Below are 18,038 nucleotides of genomic sequence, written 5' to 3' on the forward strand. Positions count from 1 at the left end.
TATCAAATGACCGCTTGTCAGTAGCTCAGATTTTTACCGGCCGGCTCAAACAGCCGTGCATCTACTTTTTACATTCCCAATAAAGGCCACCAAAAAGCCGCATCAACTCTCCTCGGTGTCTCGCTTCAAAAGACAGCAGCAGGAATTTGGCGGTATCGCTGGAAAATAGATTTTTGCGAAATATCTGCTGAGGTTCAGAATAAGCAGAAATATTCTCAAAAATAGATAATAGTTCCGCAGGTTTACCTCAGAAACCAGGTTTCTACCCCCGCGCTTCATATTCGCGGTTCGCTGGGAAATTGACAGAAAATAGACTGTTTGTAGGAGAGTCAATCAATTTTAGATTTTAGATTTTAGATTTTAGATTGACCCCACGGATAAATGCGGGGGCTTGAGGATTTTTGATTTTTGATTTTGGATTGATTCCACGGATAAATCACGTGGCGGGTACCATCAAGAAATTCCTGGTAACCAGCTAGAAAAAAAGCAAAGCTTTACTGAAAAAAAGAGCTGTTTTCCAGCGCCACCCCTGGCAGTGCAGAGCGATCGTACCACAAGCTCATAGAATTTGTTAAAAATTTCAGTTGAAAATTTGAATTATTAAATTTTATGCCTAACATTGGGGATAAAATCTAAGATTGAAATTCTCAAATCTGAAATCAAGACATCATGGTAAAACTGACACCGAACCCCAGCTTTAGTTTAACAATTCGGGTTGCTCTGCCGAACCAGCCGGGAATGCTGGCAAGAGTCACCAGCGCGATCGCATCTGTCGGCGGCAACTTCGGCCAAATCGACTTGATCGAGCAAACCCGCGCCACTACCGTTCGCGATATCAACGTCGATGCCTCCAGCCTCGAGCACAACGAAGAAATAGTGCAAGCAGTGAAAGGACTGCCAGATATCAGAGTGATCGACGTGTACGATCGCACTTTCAACTTGCACCGCGGCGGAAAAATCAGCGTAGTTAGCAAAATTTCCCTCAAACGCCAGTCAGATTTGGCAATGGCATACACCCCTGGAGTCGGCCGCATCTGCACTGCGATCGCCAATGACCCGCAACAAGTTTATAACCTCACAATCAAACAAAATACTGTTGCCATTGTTACCGACGGTAGCGCAGTTTTGGGACTGGGAAACCTCGGCCCAGCCGCCGCACTGCCAGTCATGGAAGGCAAAGCCATGCTATTTAAAGAATTTGCAGGTATTGACGCCTTTCCTATCTGTTTGAATACCCAAGATACCGAGGAAATTATTCGCACAGTGCAGAATATCGCCCCGGTTTTTGGCGGCGTTAACCTCGAAGATATTTCTTCTCCCCGCTGCTTTGAAATCGAAGCAAGATTGCGGGAAACCTTAGATATTCCGATTTTTCACGACGACCAGCACGGCACTGCGATTGTTAGTTTGGCAGCATTAATTAATGCCTTGAAAATCGTCAAAAAAACCATCGCAGAAGTGTGTATCGTGATTAACGGAGCCGGTGCGGCCGGAGTCGCGATCGCCCGCTTGCTGCGTAAAGCAGGTGCCCAAAACATCATCATGTGTGACTCCAAAGGCGTCCTCTCCCAAGACCGCACGGATATGAACCCAGAAAAACTAGAATTTGCTGTGCCTTCGAGCGGTACTTTGGAAGATGCGATCGCCGGTGCCGATGTATTTTTAGGCGTCAGCGCCCCCGGCGTACTCACCCGATCGATGGTGCGTTCGATGGCCGAAAATCCCATTGTTTTTGCAATGGCTAATCCCATTCCCGAAATTCAGCCAGAATTAATTATGGAAGATGCAGCGATTATAGCAACCGGACGCAGCGATTACCCGAATCAAATTAACAATGTTTTGGCATTTCCAGGGATATTTCGAGGTGCTTTGGACTGCAAAGCAACCACGATTACGCCCAGTATGTATTTGGAAGCAGCTTATGCGATCGCCTCTTTAGTCAGTCCTTCTCAGCTTGACAAAGAACACATTATACCGTCTGTTTTTGACGAAAGAGTTGCCATTGCAGTCGCCGGTGCAGTGCAGTTGGCTGCCCGATCCGAAGGTATTGCCCGCGATTAATAGAAGGAAGAAGGAAGTCTTCCTTCTTCCTTCTTCTCTCTTCCTTAATCAAGGATAAAACTCACAGCAATAAACAAGATAATAAAGATATAATTAAATAAACCAAGTCCAGCTAGGTCAGATGCAAAGCCAGTTAGGAAAAGCCAAGCGCAATCGCTCCTGTTGCCAATTGTTAGAACTGTGCCCGATAGGGCTGGCATTGTGCCGGACGGACGGGACTTTTCTCGACGTAAATCCAGCTTTTGCAAGTATTATCGGCCGCACAGTTGCAGAAACTCTCCACCTCAACTACTGGGAAATTCAGCAAACACAGTGCGCGGGCCCAGAAAAATATCTAGAATGTCAAGCAAAAAATAGCCACACGCACCTGTGCGAAGCAGCATACAAACATAAAAACCAGCATCTCGTACCCGTGCGAGTTTCCGAGCGGGCCATTGAAGCAGAGGGACTGTCCGCGATTTGGCTAAGTGTTGAAGAAATCTTTAATAATCGGGATCAAAATAGCGCTCCGCTGGAATCAGCGTCGCCACACAGCAATTCACATCTAGAAAAATTGCTGACAAAGCAGACTGCCGAACTAGAAAAAACTCAGAAGCTACTCGCAGAAAAAATCTCCGAACTGGAGCAAACTCAAGAAAAATTACGTCTCCAAAGTCAAATTATTGACCAAATTCATGAGGCGGTAATTTCTACAGATATGGACGGCTCGATCACCATTTGGAATCAAGCCTGCCAAAAGTTATACGGCTATCAAGCAACTGAGGCTATCGGACAGCACATTTCTCTAATTTACCCGCCAGAACAGCAAGAATTTTTGTTAGAGCAAGTCATCAAGCCGCTACAAGAAAAAGGCGAGCATGAAATTGAAGTTATAACACACCGTAAATCAGGAGAAAAATTTTCCTCGAACCTGATGCTGTCGCTATTGAAAGACAAAACGGGAGCAGTTGTGGGGATGATGGGATCTTTGACAGATCTGAGCGTTTGCAAAGCTTTAGAACAAGAATTAGCACAGAGACAAGCACTATTTGATGCCTTTTTGAAGGAGGCGCCGGCGGGACTTTGCATTTTGGACTCCCAACTGCAGTATGTGCAAATTAATCAATTTCTCGCAGAAATAAATTGCCTGAGTCCAGCAGAACACATTGGCAAGACTGTACGCGAAATATTGCCGAATATGGCTCCAATAATAGAGCATTTGTACGCAGAAATTTTGAGGACGAAACAACCCCTAATTAATATCGAGATCAGTGGTGATAATCCAAGAAAGCCGGGGTTTGTCCGACACCTGACAGGCTCTTATTTTCCCTTGCTAGACAAAGATGGCGAGGCGATCGGCATCGGTGCAGTTGTAGTTGACATTAGCGATCGCAAACAAGCAGAAGCTGCGCTGCAAAAAAGCGAACAGCTTTACCGCACTATGGCAAGCAACTTTCCTAACGGTGCGGTGATGTTGTTCGATCCAGAACTGCGCTACACGCTAGTAGAAGGTACAGAATTAGCAGCAGTGGGGCTTGTCAAAGAATTGATGGAAGGCAAGACAATCTGGGAAGTATTCGAGCCAGATGTTTGTACTGATATCGAGCCAACTTATCGGGCGGCACTGGCAGGAGAAACAGTTGTTACAGAATTTTTTTACAGCGATCGCGTTTACCTCGGTTATGCTTTGCCAGTCAGAAACGAACGGCAAGAAATTATCGGCGGATTGCTAATGACTCAAAACATTACCGCTCGCCAATTAGCAGAAGAAGCACTCAGAGAAAGCGAGGAAAAATATAGGTGCATTGTCGAGACAGCGGACGAAGGAATTTGGATCATAGATGCGGAGGGTAAAACTACTTTTGTCAACAAAAAAATGGCCACTCTGCTCTGCTGTACCCCAGAGGAAATGATCGGGCAGTCGCTATTTGCTTTCATGGATGCAGAAGGCATGGGGATCGCACAAATCAGTCTCGAACGCCGCCGTCAAGGAATTCGCGAACAGCTCGATTTTAAGTTCCGTCGCCGAGACGGCAGGGACTTGTGGGCGATGGTTTCTACTAATTCCTTGGCCGACAAACAGGGACGCTATGTGGGCGCTTTGGCAATGGTTGCTGATATTACCGAGCGCAAGCAAACAGAAGCCGCATTGCAGCAGTCGGAAGCCAAATTTCGATCGCTCTACGAATTAACCAGTTTGCCTGTTTTTATGCTATGTGACAATGCCATCACCGATGCCAACACAGCCACCCTAAAACTATTCGGCTGTACTACCCCGCAACAGTTGTACGGCCAAAATCCCGGCAAACTCTCGCCTGTTTTCCAACCCAACGGCAGAGATTCTTTGAGCTTGGTTAACGAAATGATAGCGATCGCTTTTGAGCGGGGAAACCACCGTTTTGATTGGGTTCACCAGCGCTTAGACGGTAGTGATTTTCCCGCAGAAGTCGTGCTGACAATCATCGAGGTTGGAAATGAAAGAATGATCCAAGCAGTCGTCCAAGATTTAACCGATCGCAAACTTGCAGAAGAAACATTAGTGCGATCGGAACAAGCCCTTAGACAGCAAGCAAGACGACAACAACTGCTCAATCAAATTGCCAACCAGATTCGCACATCTTTAGATTTAGACACAATTTTAGAAACCGCAGTTCAAAAAATTCGCAATTTGATGCACATAGATTGGTGCCTGTTCACTTGGTATCGCCCAAACCGCAATCCTCCGGTTTGGGAAATAGTTTGCGAAGCGAAGAATGCAGCTTTGCCGAGTTTGCTCGGTACTTATTCTGTAGAGGAGCAATCTAGTGTTGCCCTGCCACAGATTTTGCAGCAACACATCCTGCGAATTGATGATGTCAGCACTTTTGAAGATTTAGAAGTGCGCGAAAATTTCCAGACCTTAAAAATTAACTCAGTGCTGTCGCTGCCAGTTCAAACTGCTTCAGGCGATATTGGGGCAATTACCTGCTATGAGGCTGTGTCCATGCGAAATTGGAGCGACTCGGAAGTCGAACTGATGCAAGCGGTGGTCGCTCAAATTGCGATCGCGATCGACCACGCTGAACTGTACACCCAAACCCGCAAAGCGGCCCGACTAGCTCAAGCTCAAACTCAACAGCTAGAAGAAACTTTGCGCGAACTAAAACGTACCCAAACTCAATTAATTCAAAGTGAAAAAATGTCAAGTTTGGGACAGTTAGTAGCAGGTGTCGCCCACGAAATTAACAACCCAGTTAATTTTATCTACGGCAATCTCAGCTACACCAGCGAGTACACTCAAAACTTGCTAAAAATGCTGCGACTTTACCAGAAAGAATACCCACAGCCTAGCGCAAGAATTGTAGATGCAAGGGATGACTTTGAAATTGATTATCTCATTGAAGATTTACCAAAAATTTTAGCATCTATGAAAGTCGGAGCCGATCGCATCCGCGACATAGTTTTGAGCCTACGAACTTTTTCAAGACTTGACGAAGCCGAAAAAAAACAAGTTGACATTCACGAAGGTATTGAAAGCACGCTGCTAATTTTGCAAAACCGCCTGAAACATAAAGCTGATCACCCGACAATTAATGTGATTAAAGAATACGGTAATTTGCCTTTAGTTGAATGTTATCCCGGTCAGTTAAATCAAGTATTTATGAATTTGTTGAGCAATGCGTTAGACGCATTGGAAATGGAGATGAAGGAATCCAATCGCACCGCCAAAAATCTCGCAATTACGATTCGCACCCAAGTAACCGACAATAACAGCGTTGCCATATGGATAGCTGACAGCGGGCCTGGGATGAGCGAAGATGTCCAGAAGCGCTTGTTTGACCCGTTTTTTACTACTAAACCCATTGGCAAAGGAACTGGCTTAGGGTTGGCCATTTCGCACTCTATTATAGTAGAAAAACACGGCGGCAAGCTTTCTTGCAATTCTGTAGTGGGAGAAGGTTCCGAATTTGCGATCGAGATTCCTCTGCAGCAAAAATTAAATTAAAACCCGTTGTATCGGTATCATATCATATCATATCATATCATATCATATCCCATCGAGCGATGGGATTTGATATGATTCAAATCCGATTCTTTACCGTCAGATGCACACCACCAGCGGGTGCCATTGTCAAACCGCGACGTACTGGCACCACGGGACTATTTTCTGTAAGTTCTAAAGAGTATCGTGACAGCACTTTTGCCAATACTAACTTCATTTCAAACATGGCAAATGCCGCCCCAATACAGCGGCGGTTTCCTCCCCCAAACGGCAAATATTCGTAAGGCGAAAATTGACGTTCGAGAAAACGTTCTGGTTTAAAACAATTTGGTTCCGGGTAAATATCATGACGGTGGTGAACCAAATAAATACAGGAAGAAACTATCATTCCTTTGGGAAGATTATAACCCATTAACTGCATCGGAGCTTGCAGAATGCGCGGAAATGCAAAAAATACGATCGGATAAATCCGCAGCGTTTCGCAACAGACAGCATTCAAATACGGGAGTTTAGTTATTTCCGCCGGATCGGAATTTTTCAAATCAATAGAATTGAGTTCTTGCAGCAGTTTCTCGCGGACTTCTGGGAGGTAGTGAATCCAATACAAAGCCCAGGCTAAAGCTGTGGCTGTAGTTTCGTGTCCTGCGAATAACATCGTCATTAATTCATCCCGCAATTCAACGTCGCTCATCGGCTGTCCTGCTTCGTCACGAGCTGAAATTAACAAGCTCAGGATGTCTTCTCCCAGTGGTTGAGATAGAGTTTTGCGATCGCGTATTTCTTGATAAATCAGTTCATCTAAACGCTGTCTTTGTCGCAGAAATCCTCCCCAAGGACTCCAAGCACCTAAATCTTGTTGTAACGACTTCACAAACAAAAATGTCGCGCTCAAAGGATTGCTAAAAAAATTTAACATCTTAACAAAAAGTTGCTGGATTTGCTGGTAGCGTTCTCCTTCGCTCAGCCCAAACACCGCGTGCAAAATCACTTCCAAGGAAATCTCCTGCATAGTTGATTGCGCGATAACCGAGTTACCTGGAGTCCAATTATTAATTACTTTTTCGGTGGTATTGCGGATGATTTGTCCGTAAGCTTTCATGCGTTCACCGTGAAAAGGTGGCATTAAAAGTTTGCGCTGCTGCAAATGTCGATCGCCATCTAACAACAATAACGAATTGGGGCCTACTAAAGGTAGCGCTATCTGGTTTCCCGTACCGGATTCAAAAAGTTTGGAATCCGCTGTAAAAATTTCTTGAATAGCTTGAGGATTGCTAATAATTACCTGGGGCGGAAAATTGCTGAATTTGCTGGTAAAAATGTCACCGTAGCTTTTATAGTTTCGTTCTAAATAATACAGAGGATTTAAAATCCCCCGCACTGTCTGAACAAATCTATTATCTTTAGGGCCGTCTAAAACTTTGTTGGTCTCATGATTTTGAGATGGAGAGTTGTTGGTGAGGATAGTCATTTGTTTTTCTCCTAATTTTATGGTTTCACAGGACGAATCAAAGCATAAGTCTTATTTCAAAAAAATCTCAAATCCCTCAGCTATTGAAAAATAGTACGGCAATAGTAGGATACAGAGTAACTCCCAGGCCAAAAGCTCGTTCTATCGGCTCTTTGAGATAGCCTATCCAAAACGCCATTCTTCCCAAAACAAACACAATTGCCAAAATTGGCATCAGCTTGATGCTGTAAGTATCTAAAAAGGTAGAAAGGATTAAACTGCCTACAAAAAACAGCACAAATTGCTCTAGAGTGTTGCTCAGACAACGTAAATTAATCCGCATTGCTTCTGATTCGGCATTTGCTAAAGGGTTGATGGCTGGGCTGCTAAATCTACCATTACCAACTGCAACTATGCCGGCAAATAACATCAGTACCGGAAAAATTGGGCAGCGAAGGGCGAAGATTAGGCGCGACTCTGCGCTATGGAAGGGCGGTAGGGGCAGCGCTATCACAAAATAACTAATCAGTACGAAAGTAAGGCAGAAGATTAAGGCAGAAATGCCTCGCCAAACAACTCTTTGCTGTTGTGCATTGAAACTGAGTAAATTAATCATTGTTTACAGAAACCCAACCTTATTATATATTTTGTATACCTAGATATTTTACGTAAACCCGATCGCACCTTGGCGTCTCCACACCAGTTGTCGGTAGATATCCGCTATTTTCGTACATTTTCACAGCTTCTTTGAGAATGCTAGCAGTTTCTATCCAGATTTCCTCAAAGCCACGAGCGATAATTTTACTTTCCAATTCTTTCAGTAAAAATTTCCCCAAACCCTGTCCCCTTGCTGCTGGCAAAATATACATTTTGCGAATTTCCACAGCATGATTTCCGCGCTCAATCGGATAGTAAGCCGCCGTACCCACTATTTTATCCTGCCGTTCAACTACCCAAAATTCGCCGCCTTGATTATGATAATGTAGTTCTACATCATAGACATCTCGATCTGCCCCGTGAGGTTCGCATTTTAAACCGTACTCTGCTAAAACATCCCTAATTAAATAGAACGCCTCAGCGCGATCGCGCGTTTCCCAGGAACGAATTAAAAAATCCAGATGTTGGGTTTTCATGGGTGGTTGCAACTTAATATTTATTTGTTGACTTTAGCAACTGTAAACTTACTAATTTTTTTTACAGTTTTTAAATGCACCTAGCTTTTAACTGTGAATTCTCGGTTCAGGATGAAGACTTGCCAGCAACTCGCTCTCTACTAATGATAATTCCTCCAACCTCTGCATCACAATATCCCGATCGAAATAAGTTGTTGCCAAAATCCAATATACCCCGTAATGGCGCGCTTCCGAAGCCATCAAACTGCGGTAAAACTTAGCTAATTCTGCGTCGGGACAGCGATCGCCCAGCAGCCCCAACCGTTCATGACTGCGCGCTTCTATCAAACCAGAAACTAACAAAGAATCCAAAAGTCTCTCCGGTTCCTGCTTGCGAATTTGGGCGGACAAACCTGCACCGTAGGGAGGTGCGGCCAAAGGGCCCAAAGCGATGCTGCGCTTTTCTAACCGCTGGTTGACTTGCTCGAAATGCTCTAATTCTTCGCGGGCTATCGCCGTTAGCATCCTCACCAATTTTTCCCTTGCTGGGTAGCGAAACATTAAATTTAACGCTACTCCTGCCGCTTTCCGCTCGCAGTGAGAATGGTCTAATAAGATTGTATCCAAATGGGCGATCGCCTGTTGCACCCAAGCTTCCGAAGTCGGCTGTTTCAAAAACTTAATAGTTGGCAGTGTTGAAGTCATTAGTCATTAGTCATTAGTCATTAGTCATTAGTCATTAGTCAGTAGTCAGTAGTCATTAGTCAGCAGTCACTAGCCAGCATTTATCCGATCTTACATAATTTTTCCAAGACCGCATACATATCACCAGCAAACTTTTTCGGATTCCACAGTGGCGACAAATTGGCTGGATCTTTAGATTTCACCAACTGTGCTTTAATTGCATTTCTCAATTCACGATCTTTGCCCAATTTTACACCCACTTCCACATATTCCGACCAAGACAAAGCCACGCCTGTTTCAATTCCCAAAGTCTGCAAAAACGAATAACCCATTCTCGACAAAAATTGCTCTCCTGTGCGAGTCACCACTGGCAAATTAGACCACAAAGCCTCTAAAGTTTGAGTTCCTCCGTTGTAAGGATAAGAATCTAACAAAACATCTGCCAGCAAATAGATAATTCTGTGTTCTTCCTCAGTAGCAAACCTCGGCAAAAACTTAATTCGGTGCTTGCTCACTTTCTCAGCTTCGCAAGCTTGGTGATATGCAGCCTCAAACACGGCAGCATCGCCTAAAGCTTTGTGAATTAAGATACTGTTCGGCACTTCTTTGAGAATCGCAATTTGTGCTTTTACCAACTCGCTATTGAATTTTCTGCCGGGAGCGACGCACAGGTAAACTATCTGATCCAAACCGATTCGATGCGATCTTCTCAATGCAACGGGATCGACTCCATATCTCTGAAAACCCGACACCGCGACAAAGGAATCAGGCATCCTAATTAGCTGCTCGTCATAATATTTTTCCCTGTCTGCAGGGTGCGAGTGCCAGTCTGTAAGAAAGTAATTTTCCGGCGATATGTAAGGGGCGTCAAATCCCAGCCAAGAAACACAAACTGGTGCGGGTTTTTGGTAGAGAATATCAGCGTGAACTGGTACGCTGAGAGAATCTAAATCAACTAAAACGTCCAATTCATCTTGCTGAATTTGGTCGATAATTTCTGCGGAATTGGCAAGTCCGTTCGGGTAGGTGGTCGGAAAAGTGAGTTTTCCCCAAGTTTCAAATTGCTTAGTGAGAGCGTCAGGAATAATTTTTTCCGAAGCGTACAAGTACACATTGGGTGTGATGTCGGACAATTCGCGAATGATGTCCGCGCTGCACCAGCCTACAGAATGGCGGCTAAAGTGATTGGACAAAAAGCCGATTTTTAACTTGCTGGATGGAACCGTTGGTTTGAAGCTGTAATTTGCGGGTTGAGAAAAATTAGGTTTAATACATTGGTCGATATACTTTTGGGCAATTAATCTGTAAAGTTTTGAGTTGGCCGCCAAGTCATCTCGCAAATAGGGCGTGCTGAATAACAAGTTTGCATAAAGCGATTTAATTTCCACCGGGCTAGCGGTTTCTAAGTTTTGCTCTAAGTACGACTCTAGCTCTAAAAATCGATCGCCCGCAATTTGATTTAATCCCGACACTTGATAGGTGCTGATGAAGTAAATCGCGGTCATAATTGGATCGGTTTCTGCACACATTTGGCTGTAGTGGTGCACGGCTTGCCGCGCGGCAGCTAAATCGCTACTATCTCTGAGGATGTCGCACAAATGTTGGTGGGCAGAAATAAAATCGGGTTTAATTTCTAGAGCTTTTTGAAGGTTGGGTATTGCGTCTTTAAATTGACCCTGGTGGCGCAAAACTCGGCCAATTTGACAGTATGCTTCGGCTAAATCGGGTTTGAATGCGATCGCCTGCTGCCATGCAGCCACCGCCTCATCTAACTTCCCTTGCCGTGCTAATGTATCTCCTAAATTTAAGTGAAAATCTACCTGAGCAAGGTGGGGATTGAGTTCGAGAGCTTTTTGCTCGTATGCTACCGCTGCATCCTGCTGCCCCTGCTGCTTCAGTGCCCCTGCCAAATTCCAGTAAGCAGCAGCCAAATTCGGTTTAAGTTCGATCGCCTTTTCGTAATTGACAACCGCCTCCACCAAATGCCCTTGTTTGTAAAGCATACTGCCCAAATTAGCATAAGCCTCAGCAAAATCCGGATTCAGAGCGATCGCCTCGGAATAAAACCGCATCGCTTCCTCAATTTGGCCGCTTGCTTGCTGCACATTGCCCATTGTCACGTAAGCCGCCGCCCAATCCGGTTGCAATTCCAGAGCTCGGCGACAAGCAGCGACGGCTGCTGCTAAATTGCCTTGAGAGTAATAGGTTTCTGCAGCGACTGTCAGCGATGCAGCATCTTCAAACTGAGGTGTTTCGGATTGGTTGCGAAAATCGGAATTCATTTTGCGGCCTATCTGTGCTATCAAGTTAAAGGTTGAATCTATATTATTTTGCAGAGTAGCAGTTTTAGCGGAATTACGGGCGATCGTCACAGAGAATTTATGAGCGACAAGCAAGCGACACAGCGCCAACATAAGATCAAGTGGAAACCAAACCTCCTGCTGGGGATACTCTTGTTAACCTTAGCAATCCCCTTACCCTTTGCCCAAAAGACTTTCGCACAGCAGCAGCAGACAGCCAGCTTTCGGCAGAAATTATTTCAAACTGCTCTTTATTTCACCCTATATTTTGAGGGTGGATTCAGCAATCACCCTGCCGATAAGGGCGGCAGAACTTATCGGGGCGTCTTGCAAACGGAATACAACGCCTACCGCTACAGTCGTGGGCTTCCGCCCCTTGACGTGACGCAGATGTCGGAAGCAGAGCTCCTAGAAATTTATAAATATTACTGGGATTCGAGCCTCTCGGGCACGATGCAGCCGGCTTTGGCGATCGTCATGTTTGACACCGCCGTTAATTTCGGTATTAATAACTCAATTACCTTTCTTCAGCAAGCATTAGGATTGCCACAAACGGGAGTTTTTGACCCGCGCACCAAGGAAGCGCTGAAAGGGGCAAATAACAGAAATACCGCGCTGCAAATGATTAATGAACGAATTATTTACCGCTACAAAAGGGTGCAAGAAGATCCGACTCAGATGGCTTTTTTCCGGGGTTGGCTGAGTCGCGATTACAGTTTGTGGGGCTATGTGAACAAGATTAAGAATTAACAGTTAACTGTTAATAAGCAGGCGCGAATCTAATTTTTACTATCTTGTTTCTTTAAACTATTGTCGGGTGGCCAGGAGCGCCCGCCCGATAATTCCCATCTCAATGCACCACAGATTATCATGTCGGCTTAAATAACCCTTATATAGCAATCCTTGCAGGAGTCGTAAATTTTTTACTCCACCCCAACCCTCCCCGAACCCGCTGGGAGTCCGTAAGAAATTCACAAATGATGCGAGGATTGTTATATCTCTAAGCTCCTCTCTGAGAAAAATCAGTTTATTCAACTTAACACATCAACCATTTGTCAAGTAAATGAATTTCATATAATTCACAATCTTGATTCATAAAAGTCATATTTATCAAGATATATTTCACCAATCAAAAAACCTAGTAAATTTTAACCCGACCGTCTATAACAGAAATATAAAAACCAAATGTGTTGCTGCTGCACAACTAACTTAAGCCATGAAACTATGACGGTAGAAGAAGCAATAATTTTTTTGGACAATCTGGTATACGAACAAACGGAAAAACACCTGAGTCGGTTGCAACAGTCGATAATTCGAGGTGTTGTAGGGGGTTTGACGTACCAAGAAATTCAGCAAAACGATCCGATCGCCCGCGGGTACACAGTGGGCTACCTGGGGCGGTATGTCGGCTACAACTTGTGGAAAGACCTCACCAAGGTACTGAAGCAAGCAGAAATTATTGGACAAGAAGAAAGAGTAGTCGGAGCAAATCTTTGGGACTGCATCATGAGAGCTGTACAAAAAGGCACACAACCAGCTAATTCTGTCGATCCCATGTTGCAAAAGCTGCTGCGGATGCGTTACCGAATTAGAGAACATTTGGTGAACACCGAGTACAGCGATACCTATCTGGCTGAAGATGAAAATTTGCCCGATCGACCTTTGTGCCTCGTCAAGCGCCTGAAAAGCCAGTCTGAGAGAACCAGCCAGTTATTCGATCGAGAAACGCGGGTTTTATATCGATTGGGCCAACACGATCGGATACCAGAATTGTTAGCTCGTTTTGAAGAAAATGGATATTTTTATTTAGTCTATCAATTCATCGAAGGGCAACCCTTGTATCAAGAACTAATCGAAGGTCAACCCTGGGAAGAGCATCAGGTTATTGCTTTGTTGAAAGATATCTTGGAAGTGCTTGTTTTTGTTCACAAACAAGATGTAATTCACCGCGACGTTCACCCTCAAAACTTAATCAGGCGCACATCTGATAACAAAATGGTATTAATTGATTTTGGGGCCGTTAAAGAAATCAACACTTCACAAAACAGCATCGGTCAAACGAAATCGCGTGGCGGTACTCAGCAAGATTATATTCCCCCGGAACAAGCCATCGGTTCCCCGAAATTGTGCAGTGACATCTATGCTGTCGGGCTTATGGGGATTCAAGCCTTGACAGGAATGCGCCCGAAACAACTCAGAGTTGATAATTTAGGGAATCTCATCTGGCAGAAAAATGCAACTGTCACCCCGGAGTTGGCTTGCGTTTTAGACCAGATGGTGCTGTACGCTTTCCCCCAGCGTTACCCGTCAGCAACCGAAGCTTTGGAAGCACTTCAAAACTTGGGAGTTAGTTGACTGTTGTCAGTTGTCAGTTGACAGTTGACAGTTGACAGTTACCAACTCCGACTTTAATATCCCCTATGATAGTCCCTCTCTGCTGGGACTTTATTTTTGTAGTAGCGGTTTCAACCGCCGAGTCTTCTCTGTTGTGCCACATTTCCCACAGCCACAGCAGCCGATTTACAATGCGAGTGATCTTGTTGCACAGTGATTCATCCGCTACCATTAGCCCTCGATATACTGAGTAAAAACACTCCGTCTTGCCGATGATTCGGCCGCCAATTTCCGAAATCGAAGGGACAACGAACAAGGAACAAGGAATTTTTTATTAAAATTTACACATAAAAAATTAGTCAATTCTGCCGAATGCCTTCTACATAAGAGCCTTAAACCTTCATTTGACGATCTCTCTAAAGTTAGATAAAATAATTCATATTTTATGATTAGCAGCTTTGAGAAAATCTTAAGCAGCTTTGTATAGTAGGCAACACTATCACTAGAGTGTTTATTGTTACCTTAGATACGTAGAAACTAAATAATTAGAGGGATCGAGAAATTGGAAGTTTTTGAACGAGCACAACAACTGCAAAGGCCCTCAACCCGAATGGCTGCTGTCGAGTCTTTTTCCAAAAAAGCGAGTATTGCAGTAATGGCGATCGGCTGTACAGTCCTTTTGGGTTGGATATTCGATCTGCAAATCTTAAAAAGCATTCTGCCCGGACTCGTGACGATGAAAGCCAATACTGCGGTCTGCTTTATTTTGGGCGGGTTTTCTCTATTCATCCAACAGATCCGGCGTGCCAAATTAACAGCAAGAAAGCCTCAAAAAAATTACAAAAATTTAATTTTAGTATCCTCATTTTTAATTATATTAATTAGCCTATTAACCCTAGTTCAATATAGCTTTAATTTAGACTTAGGCATCGACCAACTGCTATTTAAAGAAAGTTACACATTGAGAATCACCGGAACACCAGGACGCATGGCACCGAATACTGCTGGTGCTTTTTTATTGCTGGGAACAGCGCTGCTGCTGCTGTCAGAACGTCGGCCTAAATACCTGCGGATTCAAATCTTAAGCTGTTCAGCATTTTTAATTGCATTTACGGGTTTGATAGGCTATTTCTACGACAAAGCTTTATTTTACCAAATTGGCAAAAATACAGGCATGGCTTTGCACACCTCCGCAGCATTTATGTTGCTGAGCTTCGGCATTTTATTTGCCAGTCCAGAGCGAGGATTGATAGCAGTAATGACGAGCGATCGCGCGGGCGGCATCATGGCGAGGCGCTTGTTGCCACGGGCAATCATTATCCCGCCTTTAGTCGGTTATTTGATCCTATCGGGAGAGCGGTTACAAGCCTACACGCCGGAGGTAGGGATATCGCTGTTAAGCGTATTGAACGTGATTATTTTTACAGTTATGATTTGGCAGAATGCCAAAACTCTCTGCACCGCCGACCGGAAGCGCTATCGAGCGGAACTGGGACTGAGGAAAGCTAAATCTGATTTAGAAAATCAAGTTGAGAAACGGACTCTCCAACTGCAAATCACCAACGAGCAATTGCAGCAGCAAATTTTCGACTCTCAAACAACAAAGCAGGCGCTTCAAAAAAACTACAACCTGTTGATAGCAGTCATCAACAGTACGCCCGCAGCCCTATTTGTCAAAGATACTCAGGGTCGTTACTTAATGCTTAATGCTGCGGGAGCCAGTATAATTGGCAAGTCTGTAGACGACATTATCGGCAAAGATGACAGCGAGTTATTTCCGCCAGAAATTGCGGGCAATATTAGGAAAACGGATCGCCCAACTCTGGCAGCGGGAACAACGGAAGCCATCGAAGAAGAGCTGCCAGTTAAAGGAAATTTGCGGACATTTCTTTCTACAAAAAGTGCTTACCGGGACGGACTAGGAAATATTAGCGGTATAGTTACCATCGCGCGGGATATTACTGAAAGCAAAAAAGCCGAAATCGCCAACAGAAGTCTGGCAGCAATTCTGGAAGCAACCCCCGATTTTGTAGGTACTTACAACCTCGAAGGACGCGCCATTTACATTAACAAAGCCGGCAGAAAAATGGTGGGTATAGACGAAAACGAAGATATATCCAAGCGACAAGTTCTAGAATTCACGGCAGCGTCAGACTACAGCACTTTGAAACAAGCGATCGCCACCGCTGTTTCCGAAGGCTTTTGGAGCGGAGAAACAGCCTTCGTGTCAGCATCGGGACTCGAAATTCCCGTCAGCCAAGTCATCATATCCCACTCCTCACCGGACGACAAACTCACATACATTTCGACGATCGCCCGCGACATCAGTGATCGCAAACACGCTGAAAAAGCCCTGCAACTGTCTCAAGCTCGTTTCGCCGGCATTGTAGAAATTGCCGACGACGCGATTATTTCCGTGGATGCTGACCAAAAAATTATCCTGTTCAACCAAGGTGCAGAAAGGATTTTCGGGTGGAGTGCAGCGGAGGCGATCGGGCAATCCCTGAGCCTGCTGTTGCCCGAAGCTTTTGCCACCCCTCAGAGTCACCTCGTCAGCAATTCCGGCGACAACGTTCAACAAGCCCGAACAATGGGCAACCGCAAAGAAATTTTCGCCCGCCGCCGAGACGGTACGGAATTTCCCGCCGAAGCTTCTATTTCCAAACTCGAAGTGGCAGGCGAAATCATATTCACAACTATTTTGCGCGACGTGACAGCCAGCCGAGAAGCGGAAGAATCCGTGCGTCTGAGCGAGGAAAGATATCGATCGCTGGCAATGGCCACCGCACAGATGGTTTGGATGACAGACGCTAACGGAATCGCCGAGAAACCTGAGCCTGATTGGATAGCTTATACGGGCTTGAGTTCTGAAGACAAGGACTTCTGGATAAAATCAGTGCACCCAGAAGATCGCGATCGCACAATACAAGCTTGGATGCGGGCAATAGAAACAAAAAGTCTCTACGAAGTCGAGCATCGGTTGCGGGCTGCAGACGGCAGCTACAGAAACTTCTGGGTGCGGGCCGTCCCCATTTTGGCCGCCGACGGCAGCGTTCGCGAGTGGGTGGGAACTCACACCGACATTAGCGATCGAGTACAAGTTTTGGAAGCACTCAAGCAGTCAGAGGGACAGTATCGATCGCAAGCAGCCGAGCTCGAAAAAGCTGTCCACGAGTTGCACCAAGCACAAACTCAACTAATTCAAACCGAAAAAATCTCTTCTCTCGGGCAGCTAGTCGCCGGCGTCGCCCACGAAATTAACAATCCGATTAACTTCATTTACGGCAACATCACCCACGCCAGCCAATACGCCGCAGACTTGCTCGGTTTGCTCCATCTTTACCAGGAAAAATACCCAAATCCCGTCCCAGAAATTGTAGAGGCAGCCGAAGATATTGAAGTTGATTACTTAATGGAAGACTTTACGAAGATTTTGGAATCAATGAAAGTAGGAGCCGATCGCATCCGCGACTTAGTTGTATCCTTACGCAACTTTTCCAGACTCGACGAATCGCAGATGAAGCGAGTAGATATTCACGAAGGAATCGAAAGCACTTTGCTAATTTTGCAGCACCGGATCAAAGCTAATGTACTTCGTCCCGCGATTGAGATTATCAAAGAATACGGCAGTTTTCCACCAGTCGAGTGCTATGTAGGTCAGCTCAATCAAGTATTTATGAATCTTTTAGGAAATGCGATCGACGCCCTCGAAGAGTACAACAGTACTCATTCTTCAAAAGAAATATATGCTCACCACAACAGAATTCGGATTAGCACGATTGCCAATTCAGACACAGTAACAATTCGCATTGCCGACAACGGGATGGGAATCCATCAAGAAGTCATTGGCAAATTGTTCGACCCATTTTTTACTACTAAACCCGTCGGCAAAGGTACAGGCTTGGGACTGTCAATCAGCTATCAGATTATAGTTGAAAAGCACCGAGGCAAATTGCAGTGTATTTCCACGCCTGGGGAAGGTGCAGAGTTTGTCATCGAGATTCCCATTTGCCAGGAAGTATCAGCGCTGGCTGCCGAAAACACAAAGGAAATGGTCAATCTATTTTAGATTTTAGATTTTAGATTTTAGATTGAAGCATTGACCCCACGGATAAATTCGGGGGCTCCTTTATCGGATA

At 44.9% G+C, this 18,038-nt stretch carries 10 protein-coding genes; 5 read left to right on the top strand and 5 right to left on the bottom strand.

Annotation, left to right across the window (positions count from 1 at the left end):
• The first annotated feature begins 669 nt into the window (after window positions 1-669).
• Together Q5691_RS13090 and Q5691_RS13095 are read left to right on the top strand one after the other, a co-directional pair.
• A complete protein-coding gene (locus tag Q5691_RS13090; RefSeq protein WP_333213159.1) occupies window positions 670-2,061 on the top strand; it encodes a malic enzyme-like NAD(P)-binding protein in 1,392 nt (463 codons plus the stop codon).
• Window positions 2,062-2,182: 121 nt separating this feature from the next.
• Complete coding sequence (locus Q5691_RS13095; protein ID WP_333345139.1) at window positions 2,183-6,025, top strand: PAS domain S-box protein; 3,843 nt, start codon at window positions 2,183-2,185, stop codon at window positions 6,023-6,025.
• Between the two features lie 76 nt (window positions 6,026-6,101).
• Here the strand turns inward: Q5691_RS13095 and Q5691_RS13100 are convergent, their stop codons facing one another.
• From Q5691_RS13100 to Q5691_RS13120, 5 genes are all read right to left on the bottom strand, one after another.
• Window positions 6,102-7,490, bottom strand: a complete 1,389-nt coding sequence (locus tag Q5691_RS13100; RefSeq protein ID WP_333213157.1) for a cytochrome P450 — start codon at window positions 7,488-7,490, stop codon at window positions 6,102-6,104.
• A 76-nt stretch (window positions 7,491-7,566) separates the two neighbouring features.
• Window positions 7,567-8,085, bottom strand: a complete 519-nt coding sequence (locus tag Q5691_RS13105; protein ID WP_333213156.1) for an MAPEG family protein — start codon at window positions 8,083-8,085, stop codon at window positions 7,567-7,569.
• A gap of 22 nt (window positions 8,086-8,107) precedes the next feature.
• Window positions 8,108-8,602 (bottom strand): GNAT family N-acetyltransferase, encoded by a 495-nt coding sequence (locus Q5691_RS13110; protein WP_333213155.1) that lies wholly within the window; start codon window positions 8,600-8,602, stop codon window positions 8,108-8,110.
• Window positions 8,603-8,689: 87 nt separating this feature from the next.
• Window positions 8,690-9,286, bottom strand: a complete 597-nt coding sequence (locus Q5691_RS13115; RefSeq protein WP_333042132.1) for a tRNA isopentenyl-2-thiomethyl-A-37 hydroxylase MiaE — start codon at window positions 9,284-9,286, stop codon at window positions 8,690-8,692.
• A gap of 80 nt (window positions 9,287-9,366) precedes the next feature.
• Window positions 9,367-11,547 (bottom strand): tetratricopeptide repeat protein, encoded by a 2,181-nt coding sequence (locus tag Q5691_RS13120; RefSeq protein WP_333213154.1) that lies wholly within the window; start codon window positions 11,545-11,547, stop codon window positions 9,367-9,369.
• A gap of 99 nt (window positions 11,548-11,646) precedes the next feature.
• Here Q5691_RS13120 and Q5691_RS13125 point away from each other — a divergent pair, with 99 nt between their 5' ends.
• The 3 genes from Q5691_RS13125 (at window position 11,647) to Q5691_RS13135 (ending at window position 17,968) form a co-directional block, all read left to right on the top strand.
• Window positions 11,647-12,315 carry a glycosyl hydrolase 108 family protein gene (locus Q5691_RS13125; RefSeq protein ID WP_333213169.1) on the top strand — a complete coding sequence of 223 codons (669 nt, stop codon included), beginning with the start codon at window positions 11,647-11,649 and terminating at the stop codon, window positions 12,313-12,315.
• 474 nt (window positions 12,316-12,789) lie between these two features.
• Window positions 12,790-13,920: a serine/threonine-protein kinase gene (locus Q5691_RS13130; RefSeq protein WP_333213153.1), complete on the top strand. Its 1,131-nt coding sequence runs from the start codon at window positions 12,790-12,792 to the stop codon at window positions 13,918-13,920.
• 589 nt (window positions 13,921-14,509) lie between these two features.
• Window positions 14,510-17,968 (top strand): PAS domain S-box protein, encoded by a 3,459-nt coding sequence (locus Q5691_RS13135; RefSeq protein WP_333308072.1) that lies wholly within the window; start codon window positions 14,510-14,512, stop codon window positions 17,966-17,968.
• The last annotated feature ends 70 nt before the right edge of the window (window positions 17,969-18,038 follow it).

Origin of the sequence: Microcoleus sp. w1-18aA5, from assembly GCF_036701705.1 — a bacterium.
Taxonomy (GTDB): Bacteria; Cyanobacteriota; Cyanobacteriia; order Cyanobacteriales; family Microcoleaceae; genus Microcoleus.

Excerpts from the sequence above, each read along its gene's own strand:
- Q5691_RS13090 (WP_333213159.1), top strand. The coding sequence starts at position 670 with ATGGTAAAACTGACACCGAACCCCAGCTTTAGTTTAACAATTCGGGTT.
- Q5691_RS13095 (WP_333345139.1), top strand. The coding sequence starts at position 2,183 with ATGCAAAGCCAGTTAGGAAAAGCCAAGCGCAATCGCTCCTGTTGCCAA.
- Q5691_RS13100 (WP_333213157.1), bottom strand. The coding sequence starts at position 7,490 with ATGACTATCCTCACCAACAACTCTCCATCTCAAAATCATGAGACCAAC.
- Q5691_RS13105 (WP_333213156.1), bottom strand. The coding sequence starts at position 8,085 with ATGATTAATTTACTCAGTTTCAATGCACAACAGCAAAGAGTTGTTTGG.
- Q5691_RS13110 (WP_333213155.1), bottom strand. The coding sequence starts at position 8,602 with ATGAAAACCCAACATCTGGATTTTTTAATTCGTTCCTGGGAAACGCGC.
- Q5691_RS13115 (WP_333042132.1), bottom strand. The coding sequence starts at position 9,286 with ATGACTTCAACACTGCCAACTATTAAGTTTTTGAAACAGCCGACTTCG.
- Q5691_RS13120 (WP_333213154.1), bottom strand. The coding sequence starts at position 11,547 with ATGAATTCCGATTTTCGCAACCAATCCGAAACACCTCAGTTTGAAGAT.
- Q5691_RS13125 (WP_333213169.1), top strand. The coding sequence starts at position 11,647 with ATGAGCGACAAGCAAGCGACACAGCGCCAACATAAGATCAAGTGGAAA.
- Q5691_RS13130 (WP_333213153.1), top strand. The coding sequence starts at position 12,790 with ATGACGGTAGAAGAAGCAATAATTTTTTTGGACAATCTGGTATACGAA.
- Q5691_RS13135 (WP_333308072.1), top strand. The coding sequence starts at position 14,510 with ATGGCTGCTGTCGAGTCTTTTTCCAAAAAAGCGAGTATTGCAGTAATG.